This window comes from Virgibacillus proomii (genome assembly GCF_018916875.1).
GTDB classification, from domain to species: Bacteria; Bacillota; Bacilli; order Bacillales; family Amphibacillaceae; genus Virgibacillus; species Virgibacillus proomii_B.
Map to the genome: position 1 here is coordinate 144,262 of NZ_JAHLNO010000019.1, position 26,984 is coordinate 171,245.

The window sequence follows — 26,984 nt, forward strand, 5'->3', positions numbered from 1 at the left end:
ATTGTGTAACCAGTTATGTGAATGTTTGCTGGACTAGAAAACAGCTGAAGCCATAGTACGAGACACTTCTAGAAAAAGAGGATGCTAGCGCATGCTGTATTATTTGCAATTGTTACTGCCCTGAAAGCTAATGTAAACTGAATTTACCCTTATGTAACGATTTGTATATCTCTTCCATCAAACATCTTTTATTATCCTAAGTACTATGTGATAAAAACGGCTCCTAAATACGATTTGTTGCCGATTGACAGGACAAAGACTTATCCCGTGATACAACCGCTATATTTCAAATGACGCCGAGGTCTTAGCTGAACGAAAGACTATTTATTCTCTTTTAAACATGCAATAGCAGAGAATAATTATCTGTAAATTAGGAAATTTGATTGACATAGTGATTATTAAGATATATGTTAATCTATGCAGTTATTTTTTAAGTTTCATCTGATTAGGATCAACTAGAATAGTATGCCAAAGAACCTGAAGAAAATTATATTAATCGAGAAAATAGTGCTAGACTGAGCAGACTCAATATCAAGTATCAGATAATGCAGCTGTTTATGTTATTACAAATGGAGGTCACAGGACAGGAGTTAGGTGGATACATATTTAAAATAAACAGGGACATGGTAGTCGGACTTCATTTGTAGACAATCTGCTGAATGCAAAATTTCTCCATATACTGCATTTGAACTAGAGAATGCTTCTCATTATTTTGAGTTGTCAACTGTTCAGCTTTGCTGAAAAAACTGCTATGCTACCAAATAAGAATATAGAAGAGAGGAAACTAAATGTTATAAAATACTCTGGATTTTAAAAGTCAAAACTTGACCAAGGATAAATATGTTACATACAGTAAAAATAAGCTCATGACAGAGATGAACGGCCGTCATGAGCAGGATGTTTTTATTCTATACTCTTAGTGCTGATTCCACATGGTTATCCAACATCAACAGTTTCGATCATATTTTCTTTTTTTAGTGCTTCAAACACCTTAGTGGCAAATTGTTCTAACTGTTCCCAGCTAGTTTTTGCTATAGTTAAATCTTCTTCTAACAACTCAAAATCTTGTGCATCAAAAACAGCAACGTTATTTACTAGATGACGGTATTTTGCAGCTATAACATGCCACTGATTTGAAATGTTTTGAAGCGAGTCAATGGCTTTATCAATGGTATCTGTCATATTTGTAAGCTTATTTTCTATGTCTGTTATAATAACTACTTCTTTTTCTATACCTGAAATTTGCGCTTGTAAACTAGCAATTTGGCTCTCTGCGTTGTCTTTTTCTTTAACAGCCTCAGCTATTATTGGTCCTCCGGCAATACAAAAAATGATAAGTCCACATAATATTGCTCCACCACCTATTTTCCACTTCGCATTTTCTATGATCCTGTGATAATGTTCAATTTGCTTTTTTAACATGGGGATGCTGGCATCCGATTGTGATAAAATAACTTGCAATTGATTAGAATTTTCTTTAAAGTGCTTTACATCTTCGCTAATGCTATCTCGATATGTCGTCAAATCCTTTATCATATCATCAACTTTTTCATTATTTCTTAAAATCGTTTGATACAATTCATCTATTTCTTTTTGTACATGTTGATCATTCTTTTGCTCAATTGCGCTTAATAAATGATTATAATGATCTTGCCAGGCTTTATTAAAATCTACTACGGTTTTTATGGATAATCTAATATTTGGTTTTAATTGATCTAACCAATAAGCAGCATTTTCTTGGGCGTCTGTAAAGTTAGTACGTATATTTACTTTTAAATTATTATCAACAGAGCTTATTCCATTTAATTGGGGTAATTGACTATCGAGAACGGAATGTGCATAAGAATCAATAACAACAATGCTTGAAGCAGCGGTTTCTAATTTTTCCTGGAAATTATCCGGTCCAAGTTCATTTCCCTGTTGTTGTGCGGTTACTATATTTAGTGGAAATAGGTAAGTCATTGTAAAAATAATCGTGATCACTGCTATGATTATTTTTTTAATTAAACTCTTTTTCATTGTTATCACCCACTTTTGACTATTTATTTTATAGGAGATTATAAAATTAGTACATAGTGGGATATCTTTTTCAAAAAATAGTATCGTCTAGTTTAAGTGCTTAAACGGTTAGCAAACTTCGCTCTTCTTTCCGTAATAAGTCAACATATGCTTTGAATCTAGGAAGGAAGATCGACTAAAAGCGGGTTTGCCGTCCAACATCGGCATTCCCCTGTTGCAGGGGTTTTCTTTATCCCAAATGAAAGCAGTATTTCCCTCGTGGGAGAGAATGCATCCAAGTCGAGACGGAGCGCCGGAAAGTTGGGAGAGAATGCACTCAAGTCGAGACGGAGCGCCGGGAAAGTTGGGAGAGAATGCACCCAAGTCGAGACGGAGCGCCGGAAAGTTGAAAAATCTGCTTATTATTTTGCGACCTTTATAAGAGAAAATAACTCTAAATTCCCGATTCGTTCGGGTTCACAGGACAGAGTTGCTTCTACAGCAATACATCGCACGCAGAAAAAGCGTTTTTCTTTTTCAAGGACAGAGTTGCTTCTACAGCAATACATCGCACGCAGAAAAAGTGTTCTTCTTTTTCAAGAAGAAAAGAACCCTTTGAATGAAGTTTTACTCGATCTCATAAGAGATTCTCTCGGTTGTATGTTGGTAACCGAGCGGTTTTAGCTTTTATTCCACTATAGGAAAGTATAGAACTTTATGGTTTATAGTATAAGAAAAACTATAGCTTTCGCCATAAAGACTTGGCGACAAGCCAAGTTTTTCTAAATAGGGGAAGTATGTTTGAAAGTACTTCCCCAACCTATACTTATTGATGATCTACTATTTCAATTTCTTCTACATATAGCTTTTCTGCATAGTCTTTAATATTGCTCCAACTCGTTTTAGCAATTACTAAATCTTCTTTTAAAAGCTCAAAGTCTTCCGGATCCATTATATTAATGTTACTAATTAAGCTTCTATATTTTGCTTCCATTGTACTCCATTGAGTAGATATGTTTTGTAAGGAATCGATAGCAAGGTCAATTGTATCTGTTAAGAATTCCATTTGCTTTTTAATTGCAGTTATACTAGCCAACTGGATTTGTGCTTCTTCTATATTTCCGGTAAGAACTTTAATTTCTTCTTGCGCTTGATCTATTCCTTGTTTAGCTAACACAATTCCTGTTACCCCTCCTCCGGTTGCTCCTGCTCCTCCAGCAATTAAACCTATACCAAGGGGAGTTCCGGCGCCTGTAACCAGTACAGCTACACCTCCTACAATGGTAATTGGTCCTGCTGCAGTAGCTACTGAAGATGCTATCAGGATATTGTTATATTTACTTATCGATTCATAATATGCGTCAATTTGTTTTTGAAAAAGCGGAACACCTGTATTCTGGCTCGTTAAAATGGTCGATAATTGGTTAGTGTTTGCTTTTAAGTTTTGTGTATCGGTTTGTAATTTTTCTCTAAACTGTTTTAAATCAACAATTAACTCATCGACTTCCCGTTTGTTTTCCAAAACGCTATTAGAAAGTCTTGTTAATCTTGCAGTTAAAGCTTGTGTATCTTTATTTTCTGTAGCTTCTAATAACTTATTATAATACCCTGCAAATTTATTATCATAATTAATAATATTTTCATTCGTTGCTATTAATTGCGGTTTTAATTGATCGAGCCATTCTTTTGCATTTTCTCTTGCGTTGTCCTGATCCCCTAATATTTTATTCTGTAAATTTGTTTCAATGGAATTTACGTTTTTAAAGCTTATATTGGGCTGTTTAATGACTGTCAAGGCATAAAGATCCATGACCAGTGCGTTGGATCCGGTTGTTTTCATCGCTTCTCTAAGACCATCCGGACCTAATTCAAATTTATTGTATATGTCGGTTGGATTTGTTTGAGCTTGCTCTTCGGTTGCATTTTCTGCATAGGCATAGGATGGTGCGATATTACTAAACACTATTGTTACTGCCATTATTGGAAAAAGAAAAGTTTTATATATTTTTTTTGCCAATTTGGTTCCTCCTAACAAAAGAGCTGAATTTTTACTTTATGTTTGTAGTAAAACCTTCAAATTGTTCTGTCTGTTTGTTGATATGCAACATAATTTCCTTTAAGTGCTTTAACTGGCTTTGCAATTCAGAAGGATTTACTTCTCCAGAAAACACATCATCCTTTAACTTGTCCATGATATTATTTAAGGTTGTAAATTCATTGACAATATAATCAAAAATAGTAATCTCCCGTTTTACCATTTCAGCAAAACCAATGATTTGATCTTCAACGATGGTAACTTCTGTTGCTTGTTGCTCAAATTTAGACAGTTTCTTCATTAGGGCGGTTACTTCCTGTTGTTTTTGTTGGATGGTTGTAGCTAATAGTTTTGTTTTAAAGCTAGTAGCATTCGCTATTTCTTTATTAATAGCTTCAATGGATGCAATATCAACTGTTTGAGTTTCGGCACTTGTTTTAACCGTATTATAAAGTAACTTTCCAAATCTAAATGAAAAATCATATACTTCGTCTGGATTAGTGATAATTTTAATAAGCTCATCTTGGATTTCTGCTAATAGAACCTTCACAGTTTCTCTTATTTGTACCGCTTCACTGTTCTGTCCATTTAATAATTCAACTGCTTTCGTTGCTTTTTCAGAAAATGCCTTGCTATCAGAATCAAGAAGATCTTTGTAGGCATTTAGATCTAAGGATGTTCGTTTTAAATCTGCTTGCATATCCTCAACATTGCCCAGGAGCCGATTGAATCTATTTAAAAAGTCTGTTTTTGCTTGTTCATTATTATCAATTTCTCCAGCTAATTCATATAAACGAGTGTAGTATTGATCAACCCGTTGACTTAGACCATTCATGTTTTCATTTAAATAGATTAGTTGTGGACTATATTCATCCAGCCACTCACGGACATTCTCTCTAGCAATTTGTTGATGATTAGTTAAACTGTTCATGTTTTTTATATCAAGGGTTGGCTGTTTTAAAACAACAAGTCCGTACGATTGTAACAGCGGGTATTGTGATCCTAATGTCCTTATCCAATTGGAGAATGTGATTGATCTAAGTTCCTTATTTGTTTCGGCTAACACATTTTGGGGGATCATGGCACTTAAAATGATACCCAAAATCATAAAAAATGCTGCTAATTTTTTCTTCATTGAAAAATCTCCTCCTTGGCTGACAATCCTGTAGTTTTTTAGCTAATATGAATAGCTTTCTAGCAAGATTAACCAGTTTATTTTAACTTAATATATAAGAATATTAAGTTATTAACTTAGTTAAGAAGTATGTATTGCTGTAATTTTTTTACCTCGAATGTAAGGTGCCGTATTCAAGAGTTATGGAGAATACGAAAAAATCTCGAGAAGATAATAGCAACTTAAATTCTTGATTTCATTCAAAGGCCTTTAGGGCATACTCTTTTGATACTAACATTCAGTAAGGGATGAGGTAAAATGTTTGTCAAATGGAACTTCACTTTATCTTTTTCGGAAAATTATTTTTCTAAAGGAGATTTTTAAATCAACTTGTAACAAGTGTTTGTCTTAATAGTAAAAACAACTAGGAACGGGATAAACATAATGGTTCTATATGTTTACTTTTCATTTTTTATTCATAATAACCATCTGAATATTAGATAATTTGCGTTTAAGTTCAATTAGTTTACTCTATAATACTACATTTTTTGCTTATTATGGCAATAAAATTAAACATTAATGAAATAACGGTTACAAAATTAACAAATATATTAAAAAAGTTTAACCCCCTTACCTTGATGTCTATTTAACGAGAAAGGTAAGGGTTACTAATGTTTATTTATCGAAAGAAATAGGGATGCCATTAGCTTTTTAGTTGTTTTATGTTTCTGAAGGAAGTTTTAGGTAGTATTTTCACTAATAGATTCCAGTTAGGGGATAAGTATTAGAATGAAGTGAAGCCTATTTGCTTAGAGAAAAGGCGACTTATTTTTACTAGTTTGCAGCTTCTATTTTTGATCGGCATATCTCCGCCAAAGCATCGTACTAATTAATCCTATTGCAGTTGTTAAAAGTAAAATAGTTAGGCTAATTCCTTCAACGATAAAACTTTTGTTTCCAGCTGCACCACTCGAAAGCGCTGGAATAGACCAAGGGAAAAATTGACCATATCCTGCTACTGTAACTATTTGCGCCAATACGAGTGTAAAGACCATAAATCTCAAGAGGAGACAAATAGCCACGTCCAACACTTGCAAATAAAGCGACTGGTGTAGAAACTAATATGTCAATACTGCACAAACACTATAAATCATTAAACCTCGAACGATAATCTCTTGTGACCAGCCGGGTATATTCACCATATTTCCAACTACTAATCCAAGGACTAATACAAATATAGATAAAATCAAGCACCAAATAATAGCTACAATAAATTTTGACAATACAATTATATTTCTAGATATGGGCAGTGCTAATAGATCTTTAATGATTCTATCGGAATATTCTCTGCCAAAAATCCAACTAATAATAAACCCGAAAATGATTAACCCACCAATAGAAATTGCTTGTGTAAGCAAACTAAGATAAGAGGGCCAGTCGGCTGTTCCCATAATCTGCGCTTTTTTTGATATAAACCCTAACCTTTCTGCAAAGTCAGGATTCTTTAAAACAAACATAAAAAATCCACCAATAAAAGGTACTAGAGTAAATGCAAGTAATGTTATTAAAGGAATTTTTGAACGAAAAAATTTTTTGAATTCTACGGAAGTGCTTGTGACAAACTTACTCACTTTTATCCCCTCCAGTGCTTTTGATCGTTCTTAAAAAATACATTTCCAAATCTTCCTTTTCCACTTTTAATAGCATTGGGGAATGACCAGAATTTACAAGCAATGTAGCAATTTTTTCTGGATTATTGATAGCATCTTCTTCACTTATTTGTAAAAGAGAAGATTCGTCACTACTATAAATAGAAGCCTTGTATCCAGCTTTAGAAAGAATGTCTTTAATAGCAGTTCTATCTTTTCCATCTACCAATAAGGATTTGTGTAACTGTTTTTCTAGTTGCTCTCCGTTTATTTTCTTGATTAATTCTCCATTATGTATGATGGCGATATTTGTAGCCAATCTTGAAATTTCATCCAGCTTATGACTAGAGACAAGAATGGTTATGCCTGAATTTTTGGCTAAGTCCTTAAGAAGATGCCGAACTTCAACAATTCCGGCAGGATCTAATCCATTTGTTGGCTCATCCAATATTAAAATTTTTGGCTTGTGAATTAGTGCTTTTGCTATCCCGAGCCTTTGGTTGTTACCCATAGACAGATGCTTCGTTTTCTTTGAAGCGTATGCTTCTAACTTTAATTTCTTGATAATCCAATTCACAAAGCTTTTATTTGTGATTCCTCTTAGCTTCTGGACAATCTCAAGATTTTCTTTTACGGTCAGCTCAGGATAGGAATAGGGTGTTTCCACAATATAGCCTACATCACGCCAAATGTTTACCTTTCCCGGATTAACCTTTTCGCCGTTAAGGTAACATTCTCCGAAAGTAGGAGTAGCCATGCCTAGAAGCATTCGTATTATTGTCGTTTTACCTGCACCATTTAAACCTAAAAATCCATATATTTCCCCTTTTGCAACAGATAAATCAACATTATTAACGGCAAGGACTTGCCCATACGCTTTTGTCAAATTGACAGTATGAATCACATCACTCATTTTGATCCTCCTTGATTATCTGTAGGGCAAGCCCTTTGATTAAAAGTTTCAGAACTTCCTCGAAATCTTGTTCACCAATTTCTTTCATGTACATCATGCTCATGAAAATAGCTCGTAACGAAGCTGTGACGACACTTATATGTACATCGTCTTTCACCTTTATATGGGAAAAAACTTTCTCCATAAACATATCATCTAAAGAATGGTGGTTCATAAGTAGTTCTTCTGGTAATTTTCGCATCAGGTATTGTAATTCTTGCTGTTGAATGATGTTCATAATAAAAGATTGTCTTACATTGTGATATAGCTCAAAAATTAATTCTGAAAATTGTTCAATTCCTATAGTAGTTTCTTTTTCAAGCTTTTTTGTTAGCTTATCTACCAGCGAATTTTGATAATCTTCTAAGACATAAAAAAATAGAATTTCCTTCTTTGCGTAAAAGTTATAGAAAGCTCCTTTTGATATGCCTGCCATTTTGACAAGCTGATCGACGGTCGTTTTCTTTACACCATATTTCCCAAGGCATTCTTTTGCTGCCTTATGCAGTCTATTCCTGATTAATTCCTTTTCGCTATTAGTAAATGCAGTAGCCATATTGTACCTCCTGATGAAAATGTATGACTATAATTGTTTTTATAGTCATACCATAACAAGACCATGGAGATCTGTCAACAAAACTATGTATAATAACAAAAGCAAGCCCTATTATTAAGGCTTGCTTAGATGTAAGTACTTTTTAAAAGTTCTATTTTAATTGCAATTATTTTGTAAAATCAATTTTCTTCGCCAACCAATAAATGATCACTCCACCAATAGTCATAGACAATAGCTCGCCAACACCAACGGTTAGCCATGTATAAAAGAATGGTAAGTCAAACAGAATAGTTAGTTGTGCTGCAACAGTAAACATTGAAATAGCGAAAATGACAGCAGTTATACATATTTTTATAATGTCATTTTCGAGCCGTTTTGTTACATATCTACACAAAATTAAAACAAGAAAAGTGGAAACACCACCAATGGGAACATCTAAAAACCATGTAGGAGACATGAAATTAGCGATGATAACTCCAAACGTTACTGCAATAACATAGCGCTTGTGGTACAGTGCTAGGAAATTAAACATTTCGGAAAAACGAAACTGGATAGCAGCAAAACTGATTGGAGCCAGCCATACTGTAATTATTACATAGAGCGCACAAATAAGAGAAATTTTAGATAGCTCTGAGATCATCGAGGGTGAAGATGGATGGGAAACGGATTTATACATTTTATATTCTCCTTTGTAAAATAGCTTGTCAGCTATTTTAGTAATAACTGCGACCAAAGAAGGAAGTGTCACAGTGCAACATTTATAAGTTTGCCAAGCTATTATATCCAAAGAAGATTGGTTGTGCAATAGAATTATTTGTTTGTCCATCCGCCATCAATAGGAATAACAGCGCCATGAATATAGTCAGTAGCTTTACTTGCTAAAAACAGCGTTAGATCAGCTACTTCCGATGGATCTGCCCATCTTCCGGCGGGTGTCTCCTCAGCGACCCACTTTGCTATTTGGCCATCTCCAGCAAAATCAGCTTTGTTCATTGGCGTTTTAATCGCACCTGGTGCAATAGCATTAGCCCGTACTCCATTTCTGCAATAATCATAATCAAGCTGTTTTGTATAGCCAATAATGGCATGCTTGGAAGCAGTATATGCCGCACCACCACCCCCAGCAACAATACCTGCAATGGATGCCATGTTGATGATAACTCCTCTTTCGTTTTGGAGCATATGAGGAAGTACAGAATTAGTCACAAAATAGGTTCCTTTTACATTCGTATTCATAATTTTATCCCATAATTGTTCTTCTGTTTCTAATGTTTTAGCATAACCATCTAAAACCCCTGCTGTATTTAATAAAATATCAATCTGTTTAAAATTCTTAATTGCTTGTCTCACAGATTGCTGAACTGCAGTTTTATCAGTAATGCTTCCAACTGCATAATCAAAACTATTCTCATATTGCTTGAACATTTCTTTCAAGTTTTCTTCAGCCTTATCTAAAACAAACACATTGGCACCGTTTTTTAGAAAGGAAATCGCTTGTGCTTTTCCAATACCTGAAGCACCACCAGTAATAAAAACAGTTTGTCCTGCAAACTCTTCAAATTTCATTTAAAACCTCCACGGATTGTATTGTCATTCTATAATTTTCCAGTCATCAGCAAGAATGTCGCATACAGTAGGTGTAAACATCGTGTAACCTTCACCAGATACATTAATTAAAAAGTATGGATTGAGTTTTTCGCCATCATACTGGCTTTCACTAACAAGTTTCACATATAATTCAGCGCCCCCCCACCCTTTACGAATGATTTTTTTCCCAGCTTTTAATTCAGGTAATATTTGTTCAAACGTCATATTTATCATCCTTTGTTCAGTATTTTTAAATTTAAATATGCTAGTTGTATGGTTCGGTAATTAATTTACGTAGCCATATATATTGAAATTAAGCAACTGTAAATCAAGTATATGTTGGCATAAAGCTTGAAGCAAGTAAATAAGCGTAAGAGCCGGGGAATATACTTTTTATTACAAGGAATTCACCTATAGATCTTTATAGGTACTCACTTAGTATAAACTTCTCGATTTTAAGTATACTCTTTCCAATATTTCTCAAAATATTACTTTTGTATGAAAGTCTCCCACCATTAACCATCTTTCCTCATGAAACTAAGTGCTTATTTTAAGAAATCCTCCAGTTACTGCTACACTTTGCTAATTTTCAAATATATACTATACATAACTGAAAAATGTGAATCGTTTTGGAACATCACCATGCGTATTGGAGGTTAAAATGTGAAGGGTAGAATTTACATTTTATTACTACTGTTAATAGTAGTTTTCTTAGGAGGTTGTCAAATGGAAAGTAAAGAAACAAGAAAATCTTCTGAAATGAATGTGGAAGACTTACCGGATGTAAGAGCTTTTCAAGATGAATTTACTCGAAACTTTTTGCAATCGACGGAAGAAACAAGACCTGGCTACTACCCGTTTTTGTCTGGAACTGGAAAATATAAAATGGATTTTCCGGCTGGTGGAATTATTGGTGAAAAGTCATATGCACGAAAAGAAAAGGATTATGAAGAATACTCTGTTCATATTCAGAGTGACATTGTTGGTGAAGCAATGATTACGATATTTTATTTTTCTTATGATACGACAGATGAATTAGAATCTAATTTAGATAGTTTCAGTACTAGGATTGGTAAGAATATAAATTTCAAAAAAATAGATGGAGAAAATCAGTCATTTTATTATGGAAACTTTGAGCGGAATGAATTTCATACATACGCAAGTTATATACAAAATGAAAAAGCTGATGGGGCACTTGAAGTTGTTTATCAAATCGATTGCAGGCAAGAGCAAAAAGCAAAATGTAATAAAAATAAAGAAAAGAATGAAAAACATGTTATAGACTGGATGAAATCCATCCGCTTTATAAATGAAAGTAAGGAAGTGAATGGATAGTGAGTGATATGATTATGCATTCGTCCGAAATGCGGTTAAGATTAACCCAGTTAGGATACGACGATAAGTTATCGAAGGAGGAAATTATAGAAAAGGTAAAGAGAATATATTTGGAGGAAACCGGGAAGAAGCTGAAAGCAGATATTAAGGTATATACATCAAAAGAGGCAAGAGTTGGTGAAAAATCCGGATATAACGGTATAGCAATTTATATAGATTCTAAGGAAAATAAAAAAGATGAATTATACGTTATTTCACAGGGATCTAAGGATATTAAGGATTGGGATTATAATATAAAAGCAATGTTAGCAGGAAAAGATATTCGACAAGCTAAAGCAACGAATAAATTTGTAAAAGCAACACAGGGCCATTTTAACCTCAATAAAAATGAAGATTCTACATCTATTATTGGTTTATCACATTCATTAGCTCATAATAATAATACGACTGCTTATTTACTATATGATACTTTTGATGAAATATATAGTGTAAATGGCGCGCAAACAAATTATTATCAACTCTACAATGCTAATCTTGAATTTAGAGAGACTGTTCAAAGTAAATTTTCTATTTCTCCCATAGACCCAAATGCGGTCTATGATATAGACCCAAACAAACTCCGTCAATTTGCCGAAGCTTACTATAAAGACAAGGCAAAAAATATTCATCAAGTTATTAACCTTTTCGCCGTTAAGGTAACATTCTCCGATAGTAGGAGTAGCCATGCCTAGAAGCATTCGTATTATTGTCGTTTTACCTGCACCATTTAATCCTAAAAATCCATATATTTCCCCTTTTGCAACAGATAAATCAACATTATTAACGGCAAGGACTTGCCCATACGCTTTTGTCAAATTGACAGTATGAATCACATCACTCATTTTTTATCCTCCTCGATTATCTGTAGGGTAAGCCCTTTGATTAAAAGTTTCAGAACTTCCTCGAAATCTTGTTCACCAATTTCTTTCATGTACATCATGCTCATGAAAATAGCTCGTAACGAAGCTGTGACGACACTTATATGTACATCGTCTTTCACCTTTATATGGGAAAAAACTTTCTCCATAAACATATCATCTAAAGAATGGTGGTTCATAAGTAGTTCTTCTGGTAATTTTCGCATCAGGTATTGTAATTCTTGCTGTTGAATGATGTTCATAATAAAAGATTGTCTTACATTGTGATATAGCTCAAAAATTAATTCTGAAAATTGTTCAATTCCTATAGTAGTTTCTTTTTCAAGCTTTTTTGTTAGCTTATCTACCAGCGAATTTTGATAATCTTCTAAGACATAAAAAAATAGAATTTCCTTCTTTGCGTAAAAGTTATAGAAAGCTCCTTTTGATATGCCTGCCATTTTGACAAGCTGATCGACGGTCGTTTTCTTTACACCATATTTCCCAAGGCATTCTTTTGCTGCCTTATGCAGTCTATTCCTGATTAATTCCTTTTCGCTATTAGTAAATGCAGTAGCCATATTGTACCTCCTGATGAAAATGTATGACTATAATTGTTTTTATAGTCATACCATAACAAGACCATGGAGATCTGTCAACAAAACTATGTATAATAACAAAAGCAAGCCCTATTATTAAGGCTTGCTTAGATGTAAGTACTTTTTAAAAGTTCTATTTTAATTGCAATTATTTTGTAAAATCAATTTTCTTCGCCAACCAATAAATGATCACTCCACCAATAGTCATAGACAATAGCTCGCCAACACCAACGGTTAGCCATGTATAAAAGAATGGTAAGTCAAACAGAATAGTTAGTTGTGCTGCAACAGTAAACATTGAAATAGCGAAAATGACAGCAGTTATACATATTTTTATAATGTCATTTTCGAGCCGTTTTGTTACATATCTACACAAAATTAAAACAAGAAAAGTGGAAACACCACCAATGGGAACATCTAAAAACCATGTAGGAGACATGAAATTAGCGATGATAACTCCAAACGTTACTGCAATAACATAGCGCTTGTGGTACAGTGCTAGGAAATTAAACATTTCGGAAAAACGAAACTGGATAGCAGCAAAACTGATTGGAGCCAGCCATACTGTAATTATTACATAGAGCGCACAAATAAGAGAAATTTTAGATAGCTCTGAGATCATCGAGGGTGAAGATGGATGGGAAACGGATTTATACATTTTATATTCTCCTTTGTAAAATAGCTTGTCAGCTATTTTAGTAATAACTGCGACCAAAGAAGGAAGTGTCACAGTGCAACATTTATAAGTTTGCCAAGCTATTATATCCAAAGAAGATTGGTTGTGCAATAGAATTATTTGTTTGTCCATCCGCCATCAATAGGAATAACAGCGCCATGAATATAGTCAGTAGCTTTACTTGCTAAAAACAGCGTTAGATCAGCTACTTCCGATGGATCTGCCCATCTTCCGGCGGGTGTCTCCTCAGCGACCCACTTTGCTATTTGGCCATCTCCAGCAAAATCAGCTTTGTTCATTGGCGTTTTAATCGCACCTGGTGCAATAGCATTAGCCCGTACTCCATTTCTGCAATAATCATAATCAAGCTGTTTTGTATAGCCAATAATGGCATGCTTGGAAGCAGTATATGCCGCACCACCACCCCCAGCAACAATACCTGCAATGGATGCCATGTTGATGATAACTCCTCTTTCGTTTTGGAGCATATGAGGAAGTACAGAATTAGTCACAAAATAGGTTCCTTTTACATTCGTATTCATAATTTTATCCCATAATTGTTCTTCTGTTTCTAATGTTTTAGCATAACCATCTAAAACCCCTGCTGTATTTAATAAAATATCAATCTGTTTAAAATTCTTAATTGCTTGTCTCACAGATTGCTGAACTGCAGTTTTATCAGTAATGCTTCCAACTGCATAATCAAAACTATTCTCATATTGCTTGAACATTTCTTTCAAGTTTTCTTCAGCCTTATCTAAAACAAACACATTGGCACCGTTTTTTAGAAAGGAAATCGCTTGTGCTTTTCCAATACCTGAAGCACCACCAGTAATAAAAACAGTTTGTCCTGCAAACTCTTCAAATTTCATTTAAAACCTCCACGGATTGTATTGTCATTCTATAATTTTCCAGTCATCAGCAAGAATGTCGCATACAGTAGGTGTAAACATCGTGTAACCTTCACCAGATACATTAATTAAAAAGTATGGATTGAGTTTTTCGCCATCATACTGGCTTTCACTAACAAGTTTCACATATAATTCAGCGCCCCCCCACCCTTTACGAATGATTTTTTTCCCAGCTTTTAATTCAGGTAATATTTGTTCAAACGTCATATTTATCATCCTTTGTTCAGTATTTTTAAATTTAAATATGCTAGTTGTATGGTTCGGTAATTAATTTACGTAGCCATATATATTGAAATTAAGCAACTGTAAATCAAGTATATGTTGGCATAAAGCTTGAAGCAAGTAAATAAGCGTAAGAGCCGGGGAATATACTTTTTATTACAAGGAATTCACCTATAGATCTTTATAGGTACTCACTTGGTATAAACTTCTCGATTTTAAGTATACTCTTTCCATTTCTCAAAATTATTACTTTTGTATGAAAGTCTCCCACCATTAACCATCTTTCCTCATGAAACTAAGTGCTTATTTTAAGAAATCCTCCAGTTACTGCTACACTTTGCTAATTTTCAAATATATACTATACATAACTGAAAAATGTGAATCGTTTTGGAACATTACCATGCGTATTGGAGGCTAAAATGTGAAGGGTAGAATTTACATTTTATTACTACTGTTAATAGTAGTTTTCTTAGGAGGTTGTCAAATGGAAAGTAAAGAAACAAGAAAATCTTCTGAAATGAATGTGGAAGACTTACCGGATGTAAGAGCTTTTCAAGATGAATTTACTCGAAACTTTTTGCAATCGACGGAAGAAACAAGATCTGGCTACTACCCATTTTTGTCTGGAACTGGAAAATATAAAATGGATTTTCCGGCTGGTGGAATTATTGGTGAAAAAAGTTATGCTCTGGAAAAAGAAAGGTTTGAAAGTTATTTGATTGGGGTTCAAAAGGAATCTGTAAAATCATCTGTAGATATTACATATACAGCTGAAAAAGAAGGAAATGAAAAAGTCATTTTAGACATGTTAAGGAAAAGTTCTAACGAAGAGCTGAAGTTTAAAAAAGAAGAGTTACAAGGTAGAGGCTTATATATAGCACCATTAAATGAAAATGGAGAATTTGGATTTGTAAGCTATATACAGAATTTGAGTGGTGTAGGAGGAATTCAAGTTTTTTATGTGTCAGAATGCAATAAAGAGAATGAAAATTGCTCAAAGGATATTGAAAAAGAAAATAGCCTTATAATAGATTGGTTAAAAACAATCCAGTTTGTAAATAAAGAAAATGAAAGTGAATGATAGTTATGACTGAAAAAGTAGTCACTACTGAGGAGTTTCGTTTAAGATTAATTGATTTAGAATATAAAAATATATCTAAAGAAGAAATGATTAAAAGAATTAAACAAATTTATCTAGAAGAGTATGGAAAGAAGCTTAGTGCAGAAATTGAAATATATCATTCTTCTGAAGCAACTACTTTAACACAAGATACTGGATTTGATGGGACTGCAATTCATTTTAAAACTCATAACGGCGATAATAACGAACTTTATGTTATTTCTCAAGGATCAAAAGATATAGTAGATTGGGAGTATAATATAAAAGCAATGTTTGCTGGAAAAGATTATTCTCAAGCACAGGACACACACAAATTTACTGAAGAGACTATAAATAAATTCGGTATAAATAGTAAAAAAGAGATGACTAGCATTATAGGATTATCACATTCTTTAGCTCACAATAATAACACTACAGCACATTTAATCTACGGAACCTTTGATAAAGTATATAGTGTTAATGGTGCTCAAACAAATTATTATCAACTCTATTTCGCCGATAGAAAATTTGCAAATGATGTAAGAAGTTATTTTTCTATGTCATACAATAATCCTGACGCCATCTACGACATAGACCCAAACAAACTCCGCCAATTTGCTGAAGCTTACTATAAAGACAAGGCAAAAAATATTCATCAAGTTATTTCAGAAGATGATCCACTTTATGCTGTAAGTGTAGCACGCGGGTTTTTTACGCTTGGAAATGTAGAGATTATGGATACGAATCCTGATTATCCAGGGCTTCGTTCGCTTATTAAGGATATTCCAGATGAAGTGATTAAGGATTTTCAGGAACTGGCAATTCAGTACACCACTGCTTCTAACCAAGGTGGTATTAAAACAGTTATGCACGATATTTTAGGTGTTAATATGGATGTCGTAAATAAGATGGATAATTGGTTTAACTCTGTTAAAGCCTACGCCACATATCAACCTGAAATTGATACTATGATTCGCCAGTTGGATAAAAAATTACCTGGTGTATTAAAACGAGTGAAAATGATTACCAGTAATGCCGAATTAATTTTTGGAAGATTGGTGAAGGCAGGGTATATATCGAATGCGCAAAAACAGCTCATTGTCAAAGAATTTACCAATATCGAAACAGAATTAGATGCTATTCAGGAAACGTTGTCGAGATTGGTAGGCGTAAGGGACACCGGAAACTTTTTTGTTCAAATTGGTGGGGATATAGCAGCGGTAGTAAAATTAATGGGACACATCACGGCCATTCAAGATAGTTTGGAAGTGTTAAAACGAGAAGATCTTCTGTCCATTTTAGAAGAAATAAAGGCAAGTCATAGTATCACAGAGGTTTTAAGCAGTTTGTCCAGCGGTAAGAAGTCCTACCTAGGAACAGATATGGTTTTTTCTACTAAACATGGAAAAAAAGAAATAAAGGTAAATATTTCAGCTGCGCTGCGCATGTATCAAGATGGAAAGGCAGTTTTAGAAGAAAAGTCTTCTGAAATTGATCACTTCCAAACAGCAATCCATAGAGAAATTTCCCAATGTTACGAAAACAATAAATCTCAAGTTATGCGTAAAATTGATGATATCGAGGCAAATCCAGATTTATATAGTTATCTGCTTAGAAAGCATATTTATTTTTCACGGTTAAATAAAAAAGTAAAACGTATTCGTGTTTATGAAGTCTTTTTTCCATTGGAAACTGCAAATCTAAATGAAGAAATTCATGTTTTAAGAAAAAGTGTAGAAAAAGGGTACACGTATGTTGAAAATTATCGAAAGGCAATTGAAGACTTATTTGCAGAAGAAAAAGAAATAGCGAACTTGTTTGATTTAGTTGGAGGGGAATAGAGTGAGAGAGGAAACGATCACAGTAACAGAAAGAATTGTTGCAAGTGAGGATCTTACACATAAGAAACAAATTCTTCGTGGGTATACAGATGCAATTTATCAATGTGATACCGCTTTTTTAAAATTAATGGATGACATTATTGTTAACGAAGAGCAGAAGGGTGAAATTGTTGAAGCTATGAAAGAAGAAACCAAGAAATTAACTACGTATAATCGTAATTTACTAGAGCATGTAGATAAACGAATTAATAAAATGGTTGAAGGGTTAGACGAGCAAGTTGATGAGATGAAAAAGCAGAGCCTTACCATCACCTATGAAAATACTCCATCTGCTTAATTGCCTCTCAATGTAAAAGCCGATTCACTTGCAAAGGGAAATTCCTATTCAGCTTTACGGATAGGTACTTTTTGTGATGAATTTTTAGACAGAAGTTACTACAGCAGTGAGGACAGTTTTAGAATATATATTGGACTTTCTATGTGAAGAATAGGATCTGCACCTGTAAAAAGTTTAATAACTGGAAAGAAAAGAGGATTTTGTTGAGTTTACATATAAATGCTAATATCCAGCATTTTATCCTATGTAAGGTGCCGTAAGACTCCTACTTCAAGAGCTTGAGTTGGTACAAAAGGGTCTAAGTGGGAGAAAACGGCACCTAAATAACCCGATTCGTTTAAGGGCCTTTAGGTCAACCCTTGTGGCACTAACATTCGGTAGGAAGAAAACTCCTACTGAATGAAGTTTCACTTTATTTTATCTGAATAAACTGTTTTCTAGCTATTTAAATAATGATCAGATTTGCTTAGGCTTGGGTACTATGCTTACAGATTAATTCTTTTACAGGGTATGTTTCTCTGAAAAGGTATATCAAAAGAAGATCTGAGCTTGGGTGTGGGCGGAAAACAAGCTAGATGTCTGGTAAAAAAGAAATGATGACTATGAACAGAAAACTTGTCTTTCAATCTCAAAGAAGCAGTTGAAAAATCGATGTCTGTTCTATGTTTCCCATTTAATATCCTGTGTTTCCAAGTAAAAATAACTTGGAATATATTGTGAATATGTTTAATACTGTTAAAACTAGGGGAATGGTTTTATAGGTCATAAAGGATCTAATTTAGAACAAATAACAAAAGGGGGACTAAACATGAAGATCCTTACACTTTTTCCAGAAACAACAAGTGCCACACAACTATTATCTAAGGAGAAGTCGCTAGGGTTGCGAGACTTTTTAAAAAATACAGATCATGAATTAACGATCATTACGAATGATAGGGAAGTAGATGAACATATTGAGAAGGCTGATGTGGTTATTTCTTCTCCTTTCTTACCAGCTTATATTACTAAAGAAAGGGCAGATAAAGCGAAGAATTTAAAATTGGCAATTACAGCTGGAATTGGGTCTGATCATGTAGATCTTGATGCAGCGATAGATAAAGGAATCACTGTAGCTGAAATACCTGGCAGTAACAATGTTAGTGTTGCTGAACAAAATGTAATGGAAGCATTATTATTGCTAAGGAATTATGAAGAAGGACACAGACAAGCTGAGGAAGGTGAATGGGATTTACCTAAAGTAGGTGTAGAGGCGCATGATTTGATTGGCAAGATGGTAGGTATTTTCGGATTTGGTCGTATTGGTCAATTAACAGCTGCACGTTTGAAACCGTTTGAAGTAAAGTTACAATACCATGATCCATATCGAAAAAAAGAACTGGAAGATCAAATGGGAATTAAATATGTAGACTTTGATACATTGGTACAAACATCTGACATCATCATTATTCAGTCACCGTTAACCAAAGATACAAAAAATAGATTTGATAAGAATGTTATAAGTAAGATGAAAGAGAATGCTGTACTTGTCAATTGTGCAAGAGGTGGCATTGTGGAGCGAGATGCAATCACAGAAGCAGTTAAAAGTGGCAAGATTCGCTATGGTGGCGATGTTTGGTACCCACAACCAGCTCCTAAAGATCATCCTTGGCGTTCTCTCAAACAGACAGGGCTTACGGTTCATTATTCCGGTATGACTGTAGAGGCACAAGAGAGAATTCAAAAAGGTGTGCAAGAAATTCTAACAAGCTTTATAAACAACAAGCCGATTAAAGAGTCCTATTTGATTGTGGCTAATCATAAAGTTACAAATCAAAGTTATCAAACACAAAAATAATATATATACTGACAAGGTACTTAGTTAACAGTCCGTACGAATCTAATTAACCTGCCAAGCAGGCAAGAAATAATAAAAGTGTGCGGACTGTTTTTGTTTACGAATTAATCAATCGGACAAATGTCTTATTTGTTAGCTTATTATATTATTATATAAGAGAGAGATAATTCCGTATAAAAATAAATGGTCTAAATTTTTGCTGAGAACAAGTTGAAATTTTACTTATGCTAATTAACGCAAACTCCGGATAATTTCTTTTTCAATGATTTCATTTTCACGATTAATCATCGGGGAACTATTCCAGTTTCTTTTTGTTTTATATGTAACTAAATATTACTTGGGCGTCGCTTCCCATTTGAATTCAACTAAATAATCGGATAAACTACTTGAAATTCTTTCCGTTTCCCTTTATCTTATAAATCAAAACTTACTGAATAGAGAAAGGAATTTTATATGCATCATACATTGCGTGAAGAAATACAGCTGAAGTTACAAAATGGGGAATATCATTGTGAAAAAGAACTAACTTTGTCTATTATAAGTGGTAAATGGAAAGTAGTCATTTTATGGCATTTAGGTGTTGAAGGCCCGCACCGTTTTAACAGTTTGCAACGTTTATTTGAAAACATTTCTCATAAGACACTCTCCAACCAGTTAAAAGAGCTAATAGAAGATGGTATTGTCAGCCGTAAAGTATATCCGGTGTCTCCACCTAAAGTAGAATATTCTATGACAAAATTGGGCTATACTTTATTGCCTATTATTGAAATGATGTACGACTGGGGGAAAAAACGCATCCAACAATTAAAGGAAGAAGGGATCATTAATTAGAAAGGTTTTTCCAAAGGTCATTTTTAACATTTCTCCTACTTATGAAATGATCCCATACCACTAAATATGATATGGGATTATTTGAAATACTCGGTCCATCACTTTAATAACCGCCTGCTATTAATATTAAAGTTTATCGTTTAGAAGTTTCAATGCCTCCCGGTTAAAAGCTGGAAGATCATCAGGGGTACGGCTGGTTACGATATTTTGATCAACCACTACTTCCTCATCTATAAAAATAGCTCCAGCATTGATCAAATCCTTGCGAATAGAAGTAAACCCGGTAACATGGACGCCTTTTAATAAATCTGTATCGATAAGGAATTGAGGCCCGTGACATATTGCAAAAACGGGTTTTTTAGCTTCGATAAATTTACGCGCAAATGCAGCATTCCGTTCATCAATTCGCAATAAGTCAGGGGAAAAGCCGCCTGGTACAAGGAGTGCATCGTAATCTTCCGCTTTTACTTCATCTATTCCTTTATCAATCGTAAATGTTCCGCCATTTTTACCAGTAATTTGTTTTCCTGCTTCTTGTTCAACTAAATCTACGGAGTGATTCGCTTCTTTAAAATGTTTAACTGGATCAGTTAATTCGATTTCCTCAACCATGTTTGTAACAAGTACAGCAATTTTTTTACCCATAAAATTTTCATCCTTTCTAAATTAATCAGCCTCTAAATCATATGTTCATTTTAGAACTGTTAGAAGTATCTGTAAAGAATGCACTTTTTTGTGCGGAGGTTACCTATACGTTACTATTGGCATGTAATTTGTATTTGTTGTACAGAATTCATTTTGCTTGTAGGTTATAAAGTATAAAATAAGGAGGAAGGGTTGATTTGACATCGTAAAAAATGTAGGTTTAATGTAAGCAATTGCTATTGAGATCGAGCTTTCCTATATATAGAAAACTAAATATTTGCTAACAGAAGGATATAAAATGCTGAATATATAAAAAAGGATCAAAAATTACTTATGGTAAATAGATTAAACAGCCCAAACATAGGGCTATGGAACGGTGTTGGTGGCAAGATTGAAGCTGATGAGACTCCGAAAGAATTGGGCACCAGTAGCCTTGTTTAAACTTCAATTTTTTCTAACGGACAGGTTGTATAACAGTTATGATCGGTTTTCGAGGAAAAGTTTGGATTGCTCCTTTACAGAATCTTTATTTAAAACGAATAAACTATGCAATAGAATGTTTAATCAAGAATCCGTCTATGCTTGTATCAGAAATTGACTTAAATGCAGGATTTGTTAATGATTCGCAATTTTGCAATGTCTTCAAAAGGGAAACTGGTTTAACACCTACTTTATTTAGAAAAAAATTCTTATAAGGAATGAATTTGATAATTCTTAGCCATGTTTCACAAGAGCTTTGCAATGAAAAAAGGAAGTTCCAAATCTTGTATAATGGTAGTTGACCAAAACAACCATTGAGATTAGGAGTACTTCCTATGACCATTATTTGACAAATAGCTTATTTAGAGATGTATAGGTATAGTTAATATGTGATCATGGTGGAAAAAAACTAGAATCTTATCTTATGATTTGAATAGAACTTCAGTCTAAACCGGAATTTGTACCAATTCGGTTATATTTCTTATCTTATAAATGTGTGTATGGAAAAGAACAACTTGGGTTAGTGTGAGTTTAAAAGTAATGTCTTGTGGATGATAAATTACTTATAAGTGCATAGTATGATGTTTGATTTTTTATAAATGGTTAGTACGGGGAAATTAGGTCTGTATGGAATTCGGATACACATAGACTACCGTGGGAAAAGCAGAGCCGAAAATCCCGCAGGAAGCCGTTCTTTGCTTCCGAGGAAGTTGAGGCGTTACCCACGGAAAGTGAAGTATATCCGAATGGAACACTGATAGCACAACTTTATTTAGAATTTTTTAACGTATAATTTTAAAATACTGCAAGTATGAACTTTTTTAATAAAAGCTATTATGAAATTGATTCATAAGGATTAAAAGTTACAGATAATAATATGTGAAATGATGTATTTTAAGTTGTAAGGCAAGAAGTAACTCAACTCTATAGGCGGTGTGATGAATCGCATTTCTTTTCATTTATGTTTGTATTAGAGGGATAATAAATTAACTTGGTTATTGGAAACAAAGGAGAAACCTGGTATATTTTATACGTTAGGACAGTATAAATTTAGTTCGGAAATTAAGTGAAAACAGTGAAAATTTTAATGTTCAAAGTATAAGTCAACTAGGGAGTATTTGTACGAATGCTTGGTTAATTTACATATAGATATAATTTAAAATTAAGGAGGGGGACATAACTTTGGTAACGATAAAAGATATCGCTGAAATGGCAAGTGTTTCGAGGTCAACTGTTTCTAGAGTTTTGAATAATTCCGGCTATGTAAGTGATGACGCGAGAAAGCGTGTTGAGGAAGTCATTGAAAAAACAGGCTATGTGCCGAGTAGATATGCAAAATCTTTAAGGACAAAAAAGACGAAAGTAATTGGAGTGATTCTGCCTACTATTCAGACAGAAACGCCTAGCAGGGTGGTTACAGGTTTAGGAAAAGAATTATCAAAACATGGATACCAGATTCTACTTGCAAACACGAACCACAACAAAGAAAAGGAATTGGAGTACTTAGATTTGCTTATGCGCCAGGTGGATGGAATTGTATTGATTGCAACGAATACAGAACCAGAACTTATGCAAAAAATCAATGAGATCAGTCTGCCGATTGTCCTCATCGGTCAGGAAGCAGAAGGAGTTATGTGCGTTACGTATGATGACTATCATGTAGCTAGAGAATTAACCGCTTTCTTAATAGAAAAAGGACATAAACGGATCGGTTTTATTGGCGTTGACGAATCCGATCGGGCCGTTGGTTACTTGCGTAAAAAAGGATTTTTTGATGAAATGATGGCACATCATCTAGCAATTGAAGAAGCTTGGATTCAGAAAGCGGTTTTTGATATTGATTCAGGTTACACGGCGATGGAAAATATGATAAAATGTTGTTCCAAACGACCAACCGCTATTGTTGCTGTTACGGATAGATTGGCAATAGGCGCTATCAGCTATTTAAAGCAGCAAGGATTTAACGTACCAAAAGATATGGCGTTTATTGGAATTGGCGCTTCCGAATTATCCCAGTATGTTGATCCCCCGTTAACTACAGTTGACTACAAAAATGAAAAAGCAGGTGAAGAAGCAGCGAGACAGATTTTAGCTCGGATTCGTTCAGAAAAATATCAAGAAAAAATTGTCCTGGACTATAGACTTATTATTCGTGATAGTGTATGATATATGTGAAATCGATTTCACATATATTTTTTATTGCTTGTGGTATCGATTCCACAAAGAATAAAGCTTTGATAGTTTGGGATAGTATCTTAATGAAAAGATAATTTAATTCATGATGAGCGATGCTATTTCTCCCATAAGGATATATGTACCGAGAAGATAGCAACTGAAAAAAGTCCTAGGATATATCAAAACTTCCGCTATCACAATTTTATTTGTCTGATGTGGAATCGATACCACAATGGAAGGAGTGTAATAATGTCAGAAAACAGGAAAATAGCTCAAGAATTGATTGAAGCGATTGGCGGATTAGAGAATATAGCTTCTGTAGCTCATTGTGCGACAAGATTACGTTTGATCATTATTGATGAGAAAAAAATTGATAAAGAACGTGTAGAAAAGATTAATAAAGTAAAGGGAGCGTTCTTTCACTCGGGACAATTTCAAGTTATTTTTGGTACTGGTACAGTAAATCAAATCTATGAAGAAGTAGAGAAATTCGATGTAAACAGCATATCTAAACAAGAACAAGCAAAAGAAGCGGCGAAAAAGGGTAATAAATTCCAACGTGCTATCCGTACGTTTGGAGATGTTTTCGTTCCAATTATTCCAGTGCTTGTAGCTACTGGTTTGTTTATGGGGCTTCGTGGATTAATCATGCAGGAGGAGCTGTTGGCATTTTTCGGTTTGTCACCAGCTGATATTTCGGAAAACTTCATTTTAATTACGCAAATTCTAACGGATACAGCATTTATCTTTTTACCTGCATTGGTTGCTTGGTCTACGTTTCGTGTGTTTGGTGGCACACCGATCATTGGAATAGTTCTCGGCCTAATGCTAGTTAGCCCATCTTTACCAAATGCATGGGGAGTAGCAACAGGTGCAGAACCATTGATGTTCTTTGGGTTTATTCCGGTTGTCGGCTATCAAGGATCTGTACTGCCGGCATTTATCGCTGGAATAATTGGTGCTAAATTAGAACGGATAATTCGTAAACGAGTACCTGAGACACTTGACTTAATTCTTACCCCTTTCTTAACTTTGTTAATCATGATTGCTGCATCATTATTTGTGATTGGACCTGTTTTTCATCTAATTGAAGGTTATATTTTGGATGGAACACTTTATATTTTGAGTTTTCCATTTGGTTTAGCTGGATTATTAATTGGTTTCTTTAATCAAATCATTGTAATCACTGGTGTTCACCATATTTTTAACTTATTAGAAATAAAGCTGCTTGAAAGTATTGGTAGTAATCCTTTTAACGCTATTGTTACCTCTTCTGTTGCGGCTCAAGGTGGAGCTGCACTTGCAGTTGGGCTAAAAACAAAATCGAAAAAGCTAAAGGCACTAGCTTATCCTTCATCATTGTCAGCATTTTTAGGCATTACAGAACCGGCAATCTTTGGGATTAATTTACGTTATGTAAAACCATTTGTAATGGGGTTAATTGGTGGTGGCGCTGGTGGATTCGTTGCTGCGTTAATAGGTTTAAAAGGGACGGGAATGGCTGTTACGGTGATTCCTGGTACGCTGCTATATTTAAATGGACAAGTTCTTCTATATCTATTCGTTAATTTAATTGCGATTGGTGTTGCCTTTGTGCTTACATGGCTCTTTGGCTTTTCAGATAAACAACTGAAACAGGATTAAAAAATATAGACAATTGAAGGATCGGTTTATTATTTATGTTTAGGAGTTTTATATATGAATAGTAGGATAGAAAAAGAAATGGCATATAAACAAATAGAGGGGAATAAGCAAAAAGTAGCAAGTGACCCTTATCGACTGCATTATCATATTATGCCACCGGTAGGATTGTTAAATGATCCGAATGGGTTTGTGTTTTTTAAAGGCCAGTATCATATTTTTTATCAGTGGAATCCTTTTGCAACGAATCATGGTCCAAAATTTTGGGGGCATTCTATCTCTGAGGATCTCGTTCATTGGAAAGAAGCACCCATCGCACTTGTACCTGATAAGTGGTATGACAAAGATGGATGTTATTCCGGAAGCGCTATTGTTTTTCAGGATAAAATATATGTTTTTTATACAGGAAATGTCATCGATGATGAGGGAAATCGTAATTCTTATCAATGTATGGCTGTATCAATTGATGGGGTTCACTTTGAAAAAAAGGGTCCTGTCATTCATGTTCCTGATGGTTACACGGCGCATTTCCGTGATCCAAAGGTGTTTTTTAACAACGGAAAATGGTTTATGGTGCTTGGAGCGCAAACAGAAGAAGAAACAGGCGAGGCTGTCCTATACACATCCTCTGATTTAAAAACATGGATTTTTAAAGGAACTTTAGTGGGTGCTGAGTCTAACGGGTTAGAAGATTTTGGTTATATGTGGGAGTGTCCGGATATTTTTCGCTTAGGTGATAAGGATATTTTACTAGTTTGTCCCCAAGGAATTCCTGCTAGAGGATTTCAATACCAAAATATCTTTCAATCTGGTTATTTTTCAGGTCAAATTGATTATGATAATGTATCTTTTCTCCATGACTCCTTTGTTGAGTTGGATAGAGGGTTTGATTTCTATGCACCACAAACGACAGTTGATACAAAAGGAAGAAGATTATTGTTTGGCTGGTTAGGAAACGCAGAAGTAGGTGAATCAAAACATCCTACTGTCAAATACAACTGGATACACGCTCTTACGATTCCTCGCTATTTAGAATGGAGAAATGGGAAGTTATGGCAACGTCCGGTTAAAGAACTTGAAAAATTATATGAAGATGAAACTTACTATGATAATGTAGTGATAGACAATAAAAAACCTATTACGTTACCTTATGTTTATGGGAATGTGTTTGCAATAAAGCTAGAGATAAAGAATTGGCAAGCGAGCGAGTTAATCGTACAAATTGGAGAATCCAAGCTCATCTATGATCAAACATCCCAAGTGTTTACTTTTCAGAGAAAAAGTTTCACAGCTTCACATGCGATAGAGAGCAGGCATTGCGTTTTGAAAAGCTTAAAGGAGATGTTCATTTTTAAGGATACATCCTCTATGGAAATTTTTCTTAATGATGGTGAAGAAGTATTTTCCTCTCGAATTTTTGATGATTTGGAAGCGAAGGATGTTATTTTTAAAGCTGAAGGTAATGTTACGATTAATATAAAGAAATGGAATGTGAAAAAGATAACAAAATATTGAAAACAAAAAAATAAAGGAAGCAGTTAAGGAGATGGTTTCTTCTGCTTCCTGAAGGA

28 protein-coding genes are annotated in these 26,984 nt (G+C 34.3%); 13 read left to right on the forward strand and 15 right to left on the reverse strand.

Features of this window, described 5'->3' with window-relative positions:
- Positions 1 to 936: 936 nt before the first annotated feature.
- A complete protein-coding gene (gene nheC / locus KQI21_RS08180) occupies positions 937 to 2,019 on the reverse strand; it encodes a non-hemolytic enterotoxin subunit C (protein ID WP_216483716.1) in 1,083 nt (360 codons plus the stop codon).
- Between the two features lie 258 nt (positions 2,020 to 2,277).
- On the opposite strand from nheC, the gene KQI21_RS08185 reads away from it, so the two are divergent.
- The gene (locus KQI21_RS08185) at positions 2,278 to 2,682 is read left to right on the forward strand and encodes a hypothetical protein (RefSeq protein ID WP_216483717.1); all 405 of its coding nucleotides are present in this window, start codon (positions 2,278 to 2,280) and stop codon (positions 2,680 to 2,682) included.
- A 142-nt stretch (positions 2,683 to 2,824) separates the two neighbouring features.
- Here KQI21_RS08185 and nheB read toward each other — a convergent pair whose 3' ends face one another.
- From nheB to KQI21_RS08230, 9 genes are all read right to left on the reverse strand, one after another.
- Entirely contained in the window at positions 2,825 to 4,015 is a 1,191-nt protein-coding gene (nheB, locus tag KQI21_RS08190) for a non-hemolytic enterotoxin subunit B (RefSeq protein ID WP_253291364.1), read from the reverse strand.
- 31 nt (positions 4,016 to 4,046) lie between these two features.
- A complete protein-coding gene (gene nheA, locus KQI21_RS08195) occupies positions 4,047 to 5,168 on the reverse strand; it encodes a non-hemolytic enterotoxin subunit A (RefSeq protein ID WP_216483718.1) in 1,122 nt (373 codons plus the stop codon).
- An 827-nt stretch (positions 5,169 to 5,995) separates the two neighbouring features.
- Positions 5,996 to 6,211, reverse strand: a complete 216-nt coding sequence (locus KQI21_RS08200; RefSeq protein WP_216483719.1) for a hypothetical protein — start codon at positions 6,209 to 6,211, stop codon at positions 5,996 to 5,998.
- Between the two features lie 54 nt (positions 6,212 to 6,265).
- Entirely contained in the window at positions 6,266 to 6,778 is a 513-nt protein-coding gene (locus KQI21_RS08205; protein ID WP_216483720.1) for an ABC transporter permease, read from the reverse strand.
- Entirely contained in the window at positions 6,771 to 7,709 is a 939-nt protein-coding gene (locus KQI21_RS08210; RefSeq protein WP_216483721.1) for an ABC transporter ATP-binding protein, read from the reverse strand. Before KQI21_RS08210 ends, KQI21_RS08205 begins: the two co-directional genes overlap by 8 nt.
- Complete coding sequence (locus KQI21_RS08215) at positions 7,702 to 8,304, reverse strand: TetR/AcrR family transcriptional regulator (RefSeq protein WP_216483722.1); 603 nt, start codon at positions 8,302 to 8,304, stop codon at positions 7,702 to 7,704. The genes KQI21_RS08210 and KQI21_RS08215 overlap by 8 nt, the downstream gene beginning before the upstream one ends.
- 166 nt (positions 8,305 to 8,470) lie before the next feature.
- Positions 8,471 to 8,980, reverse strand: a complete 510-nt coding sequence (locus KQI21_RS08220; protein ID WP_216483723.1) for a QueT transporter family protein — start codon at positions 8,978 to 8,980, stop codon at positions 8,471 to 8,473.
- A gap of 134 nt (positions 8,981 to 9,114) precedes the next feature.
- A complete protein-coding gene (locus KQI21_RS08225) occupies positions 9,115 to 9,870 on the reverse strand; it encodes a 3-oxoacyl-ACP reductase (protein WP_216483724.1) in 756 nt (251 codons plus the stop codon).
- Between the two features lie 24 nt (positions 9,871 to 9,894).
- Positions 9,895 to 10,116, reverse strand: coding sequence for a DUF2829 domain-containing protein (locus tag KQI21_RS08230; protein ID WP_216483725.1), 222 nt, complete (start codon positions 10,114 to 10,116; stop codon positions 9,895 to 9,897).
- 501 nt (positions 10,117 to 10,617) lie between these two features.
- Between KQI21_RS08230 and KQI21_RS08235 the strand changes: the two genes are divergently transcribed.
- The 3 genes from KQI21_RS08235 to KQI21_RS17120 are packed head-to-tail and all read left to right on the forward strand — an operon-like array spanning position 10,618 to position 12,093.
- Positions 10,618 to 11,226, forward strand: coding sequence for a YvcA-related protein (locus tag KQI21_RS08235; protein ID WP_216483726.1), 609 nt, complete (start codon positions 10,618 to 10,620; stop codon positions 11,224 to 11,226).
- 8 nt (positions 11,227 to 11,234) lie between these two features.
- The gene (locus tag KQI21_RS16115) at positions 11,235 to 11,957 is read left to right on the forward strand and encodes a DUF6792 domain-containing protein (RefSeq protein ID WP_309245543.1); all 723 of its coding nucleotides are present in this window, start codon (positions 11,235 to 11,237) and stop codon (positions 11,955 to 11,957) included.
- Complete coding sequence (locus tag KQI21_RS17120) at positions 11,950 to 12,093, forward strand: hypothetical protein (protein WP_507236663.1); 144 nt, start codon at positions 11,950 to 11,952, stop codon at positions 12,091 to 12,093. The genes KQI21_RS16115 and KQI21_RS17120 overlap by 8 nt, the downstream gene beginning before the upstream one ends.
- A gap of 10 nt (positions 12,094 to 12,103) precedes the next feature.
- Here KQI21_RS17120 and KQI21_RS08245 read toward each other — a convergent pair whose 3' ends face one another.
- The 4 genes from KQI21_RS08245 to KQI21_RS08260 all read right to left on the reverse strand — a co-directional run bounded on the left by KQI21_RS08245 (position 12,104) and on the right by KQI21_RS08260 (position 14,515).
- Positions 12,104 to 12,703 (reverse strand): TetR/AcrR family transcriptional regulator, encoded by a 600-nt coding sequence (locus tag KQI21_RS08245; RefSeq protein ID WP_216483728.1) that lies wholly within the window; start codon positions 12,701 to 12,703, stop codon positions 12,104 to 12,106.
- A 166-nt stretch (positions 12,704 to 12,869) separates the two neighbouring features.
- Positions 12,870 to 13,379, reverse strand: a complete 510-nt coding sequence (locus tag KQI21_RS08250; protein WP_216483723.1) for a QueT transporter family protein — start codon at positions 13,377 to 13,379, stop codon at positions 12,870 to 12,872.
- A 134-nt stretch (positions 13,380 to 13,513) separates the two neighbouring features.
- Positions 13,514 to 14,269 (reverse strand): 3-oxoacyl-ACP reductase, encoded by a 756-nt coding sequence (locus KQI21_RS08255; RefSeq protein ID WP_216483724.1) that lies wholly within the window; start codon positions 14,267 to 14,269, stop codon positions 13,514 to 13,516.
- Positions 14,270 to 14,293: 24 nt separating this feature from the next.
- On the reverse strand, positions 14,294 to 14,515 hold the full coding sequence (locus KQI21_RS08260; protein ID WP_216483725.1) for a DUF2829 domain-containing protein: 222 nt from the start codon (positions 14,513 to 14,515) through the stop codon (positions 14,294 to 14,296).
- Positions 14,516 to 15,014: 499 nt separating this feature from the next.
- Between KQI21_RS08260 and KQI21_RS08265 the strand changes: the two genes are divergently transcribed.
- The 5 genes from KQI21_RS08265 (at position 15,015) to KQI21_RS08285 (ending at position 20,472) form a co-directional block, all read left to right on the forward strand.
- The gene (locus KQI21_RS08265) at positions 15,015 to 15,611 is read left to right on the forward strand and encodes a YvcA-related protein (protein WP_216483729.1); all 597 of its coding nucleotides are present in this window, start codon (positions 15,015 to 15,017) and stop codon (positions 15,609 to 15,611) included.
- Positions 15,612 to 15,616: 5 nt separating this feature from the next.
- Positions 15,617 to 17,470: a DUF6792 domain-containing protein gene (locus tag KQI21_RS08270; RefSeq protein ID WP_216483730.1), complete on the forward strand. Its 1,854-nt coding sequence runs from the start codon at positions 15,617 to 15,619 to the stop codon at positions 17,468 to 17,470.
- A gap of 1 nt (position 17,471) precedes the next feature.
- The gene (locus tag KQI21_RS08275) at positions 17,472 to 17,807 is read left to right on the forward strand and encodes a hypothetical protein (RefSeq protein WP_216483731.1); all 336 of its coding nucleotides are present in this window, start codon (positions 17,472 to 17,474) and stop codon (positions 17,805 to 17,807) included.
- 808 nt (positions 17,808 to 18,615) lie between these two features.
- The gene (locus KQI21_RS08280; protein WP_216483732.1) at positions 18,616 to 19,641 is read left to right on the forward strand and encodes an NAD-dependent formate dehydrogenase; all 1,026 of its coding nucleotides are present in this window, start codon (positions 18,616 to 18,618) and stop codon (positions 19,639 to 19,641) included.
- Between the two features lie 453 nt (positions 19,642 to 20,094).
- Complete coding sequence (locus KQI21_RS08285; RefSeq protein WP_216483733.1) at positions 20,095 to 20,472, forward strand: winged helix-turn-helix transcriptional regulator; 378 nt, start codon at positions 20,095 to 20,097, stop codon at positions 20,470 to 20,472.
- Positions 20,473 to 20,598: 126 nt separating this feature from the next.
- Here KQI21_RS08285 and KQI21_RS08290 read toward each other — a convergent pair whose 3' ends face one another.
- Positions 20,599 to 21,117: a type 1 glutamine amidotransferase domain-containing protein gene (locus KQI21_RS08290; RefSeq protein ID WP_216483734.1), complete on the reverse strand. Its 519-nt coding sequence runs from the start codon at positions 21,115 to 21,117 to the stop codon at positions 20,599 to 20,601.
- Between the two features lie 479 nt (positions 21,118 to 21,596).
- On the opposite strand from KQI21_RS08290, the gene KQI21_RS16755 reads away from it, so the two are divergent.
- From KQI21_RS16755 to KQI21_RS08310, 4 genes are all read left to right on the forward strand, one after another.
- Complete coding sequence (locus KQI21_RS16755) at positions 21,597 to 21,812, forward strand: helix-turn-helix domain-containing protein (RefSeq protein WP_216483735.1); 216 nt, start codon at positions 21,597 to 21,599, stop codon at positions 21,810 to 21,812.
- Between the two features lie 967 nt (positions 21,813 to 22,779).
- Complete coding sequence (locus KQI21_RS08300; protein ID WP_216483736.1) at positions 22,780 to 23,763, forward strand: LacI family DNA-binding transcriptional regulator; 984 nt, start codon at positions 22,780 to 22,782, stop codon at positions 23,761 to 23,763.
- A 258-nt stretch (positions 23,764 to 24,021) separates the two neighbouring features.
- On the forward strand, positions 24,022 to 25,416 hold the full coding sequence (locus KQI21_RS08305) for a sucrose-specific PTS transporter subunit IIBC (protein ID WP_216483737.1): 1,395 nt from the start codon (positions 24,022 to 24,024) through the stop codon (positions 25,414 to 25,416).
- A 54-nt stretch (positions 25,417 to 25,470) separates the two neighbouring features.
- On the forward strand, positions 25,471 to 26,928 hold the full coding sequence (locus KQI21_RS08310) for a glycoside hydrolase family 32 protein (RefSeq protein ID WP_216483738.1): 1,458 nt from the start codon (positions 25,471 to 25,473) through the stop codon (positions 26,926 to 26,928).
- Positions 26,929 to 26,984: the final 56 nt, after the last annotated feature.

Coding starts and splice junctions, on each gene's coding strand:
- nheC (WP_216483716.1), bottom strand. CDS start 2,019: ATGAAAAAGAGTTTAATTAAAAAAATAATCATAGCAGTGATCACGATT.
- nheA (WP_216483718.1), bottom strand. CDS start 5,168: ATGAAGAAAAAATTAGCAGCATTTTTTATGATTTTGGGTATCATTTTA.
- KQI21_RS08210 (WP_216483721.1), bottom strand. CDS start 7,709: ATGAGTGATGTGATTCATACTGTCAATTTGACAAAAGCGTATGGGCAA.
- KQI21_RS08215 (WP_216483722.1), bottom strand. CDS start 8,304: ATGGCTACTGCATTTACTAATAGCGAAAAGGAATTAATCAGGAATAGA.
- KQI21_RS08220 (WP_216483723.1), bottom strand. CDS start 8,980: ATGTATAAATCCGTTTCCCATCCATCTTCACCCTCGATGATCTCAGAG.
- KQI21_RS08225 (WP_216483724.1), bottom strand. CDS start 9,870: ATGAAATTTGAAGAGTTTGCAGGACAAACTGTTTTTATTACTGGTGGT.
- KQI21_RS08230 (WP_216483725.1), bottom strand. CDS start 10,116: ATGACGTTTGAACAAATATTACCTGAATTAAAAGCTGGGAAAAAAATC.
- KQI21_RS08235 (WP_216483726.1), top strand. CDS start 10,618: ATGGAAAGTAAAGAAACAAGAAAATCTTCTGAAATGAATGTGGAAGAC.
- KQI21_RS16115 (WP_309245543.1), top strand. CDS start 11,235: ATGATTATGCATTCGTCCGAAATGCGGTTAAGATTAACCCAGTTAGGA.
- KQI21_RS17120 (WP_507236663.1), top strand. CDS start 11,950: ATGCCTAGAAGCATTCGTATTATTGTCGTTTTACCTGCACCATTTAAT.
- KQI21_RS08245 (WP_216483728.1), bottom strand. CDS start 12,703: ATGGCTACTGCATTTACTAATAGCGAAAAGGAATTAATCAGGAATAGA.
- KQI21_RS08250 (WP_216483723.1), bottom strand. CDS start 13,379: ATGTATAAATCCGTTTCCCATCCATCTTCACCCTCGATGATCTCAGAG.
- KQI21_RS08255 (WP_216483724.1), bottom strand. CDS start 14,269: ATGAAATTTGAAGAGTTTGCAGGACAAACTGTTTTTATTACTGGTGGT.
- KQI21_RS08260 (WP_216483725.1), bottom strand. CDS start 14,515: ATGACGTTTGAACAAATATTACCTGAATTAAAAGCTGGGAAAAAAATC.
- KQI21_RS08265 (WP_216483729.1), top strand. CDS start 15,015: ATGGAAAGTAAAGAAACAAGAAAATCTTCTGAAATGAATGTGGAAGAC.
- KQI21_RS08270 (WP_216483730.1), top strand. CDS start 15,617: ATGACTGAAAAAGTAGTCACTACTGAGGAGTTTCGTTTAAGATTAATT.
- KQI21_RS08280 (WP_216483732.1), top strand. CDS start 18,616: ATGAAGATCCTTACACTTTTTCCAGAAACAACAAGTGCCACACAACTA.
- KQI21_RS08285 (WP_216483733.1), top strand. CDS start 20,095: ATGCATCATACATTGCGTGAAGAAATACAGCTGAAGTTACAAAATGGG.
- KQI21_RS08290 (WP_216483734.1), bottom strand. CDS start 21,117: ATGGGTAAAAAAATTGCTGTACTTGTTACAAACATGGTTGAGGAAATC.
- KQI21_RS16755 (WP_216483735.1), top strand. CDS start 21,597: ATGATCGGTTTTCGAGGAAAAGTTTGGATTGCTCCTTTACAGAATCTT.
- KQI21_RS08305 (WP_216483737.1), top strand. CDS start 24,022: ATGTCAGAAAACAGGAAAATAGCTCAAGAATTGATTGAAGCGATTGGC.
- KQI21_RS08310 (WP_216483738.1), top strand. CDS start 25,471: ATGAATAGTAGGATAGAAAAAGAAATGGCATATAAACAAATAGAGGGG.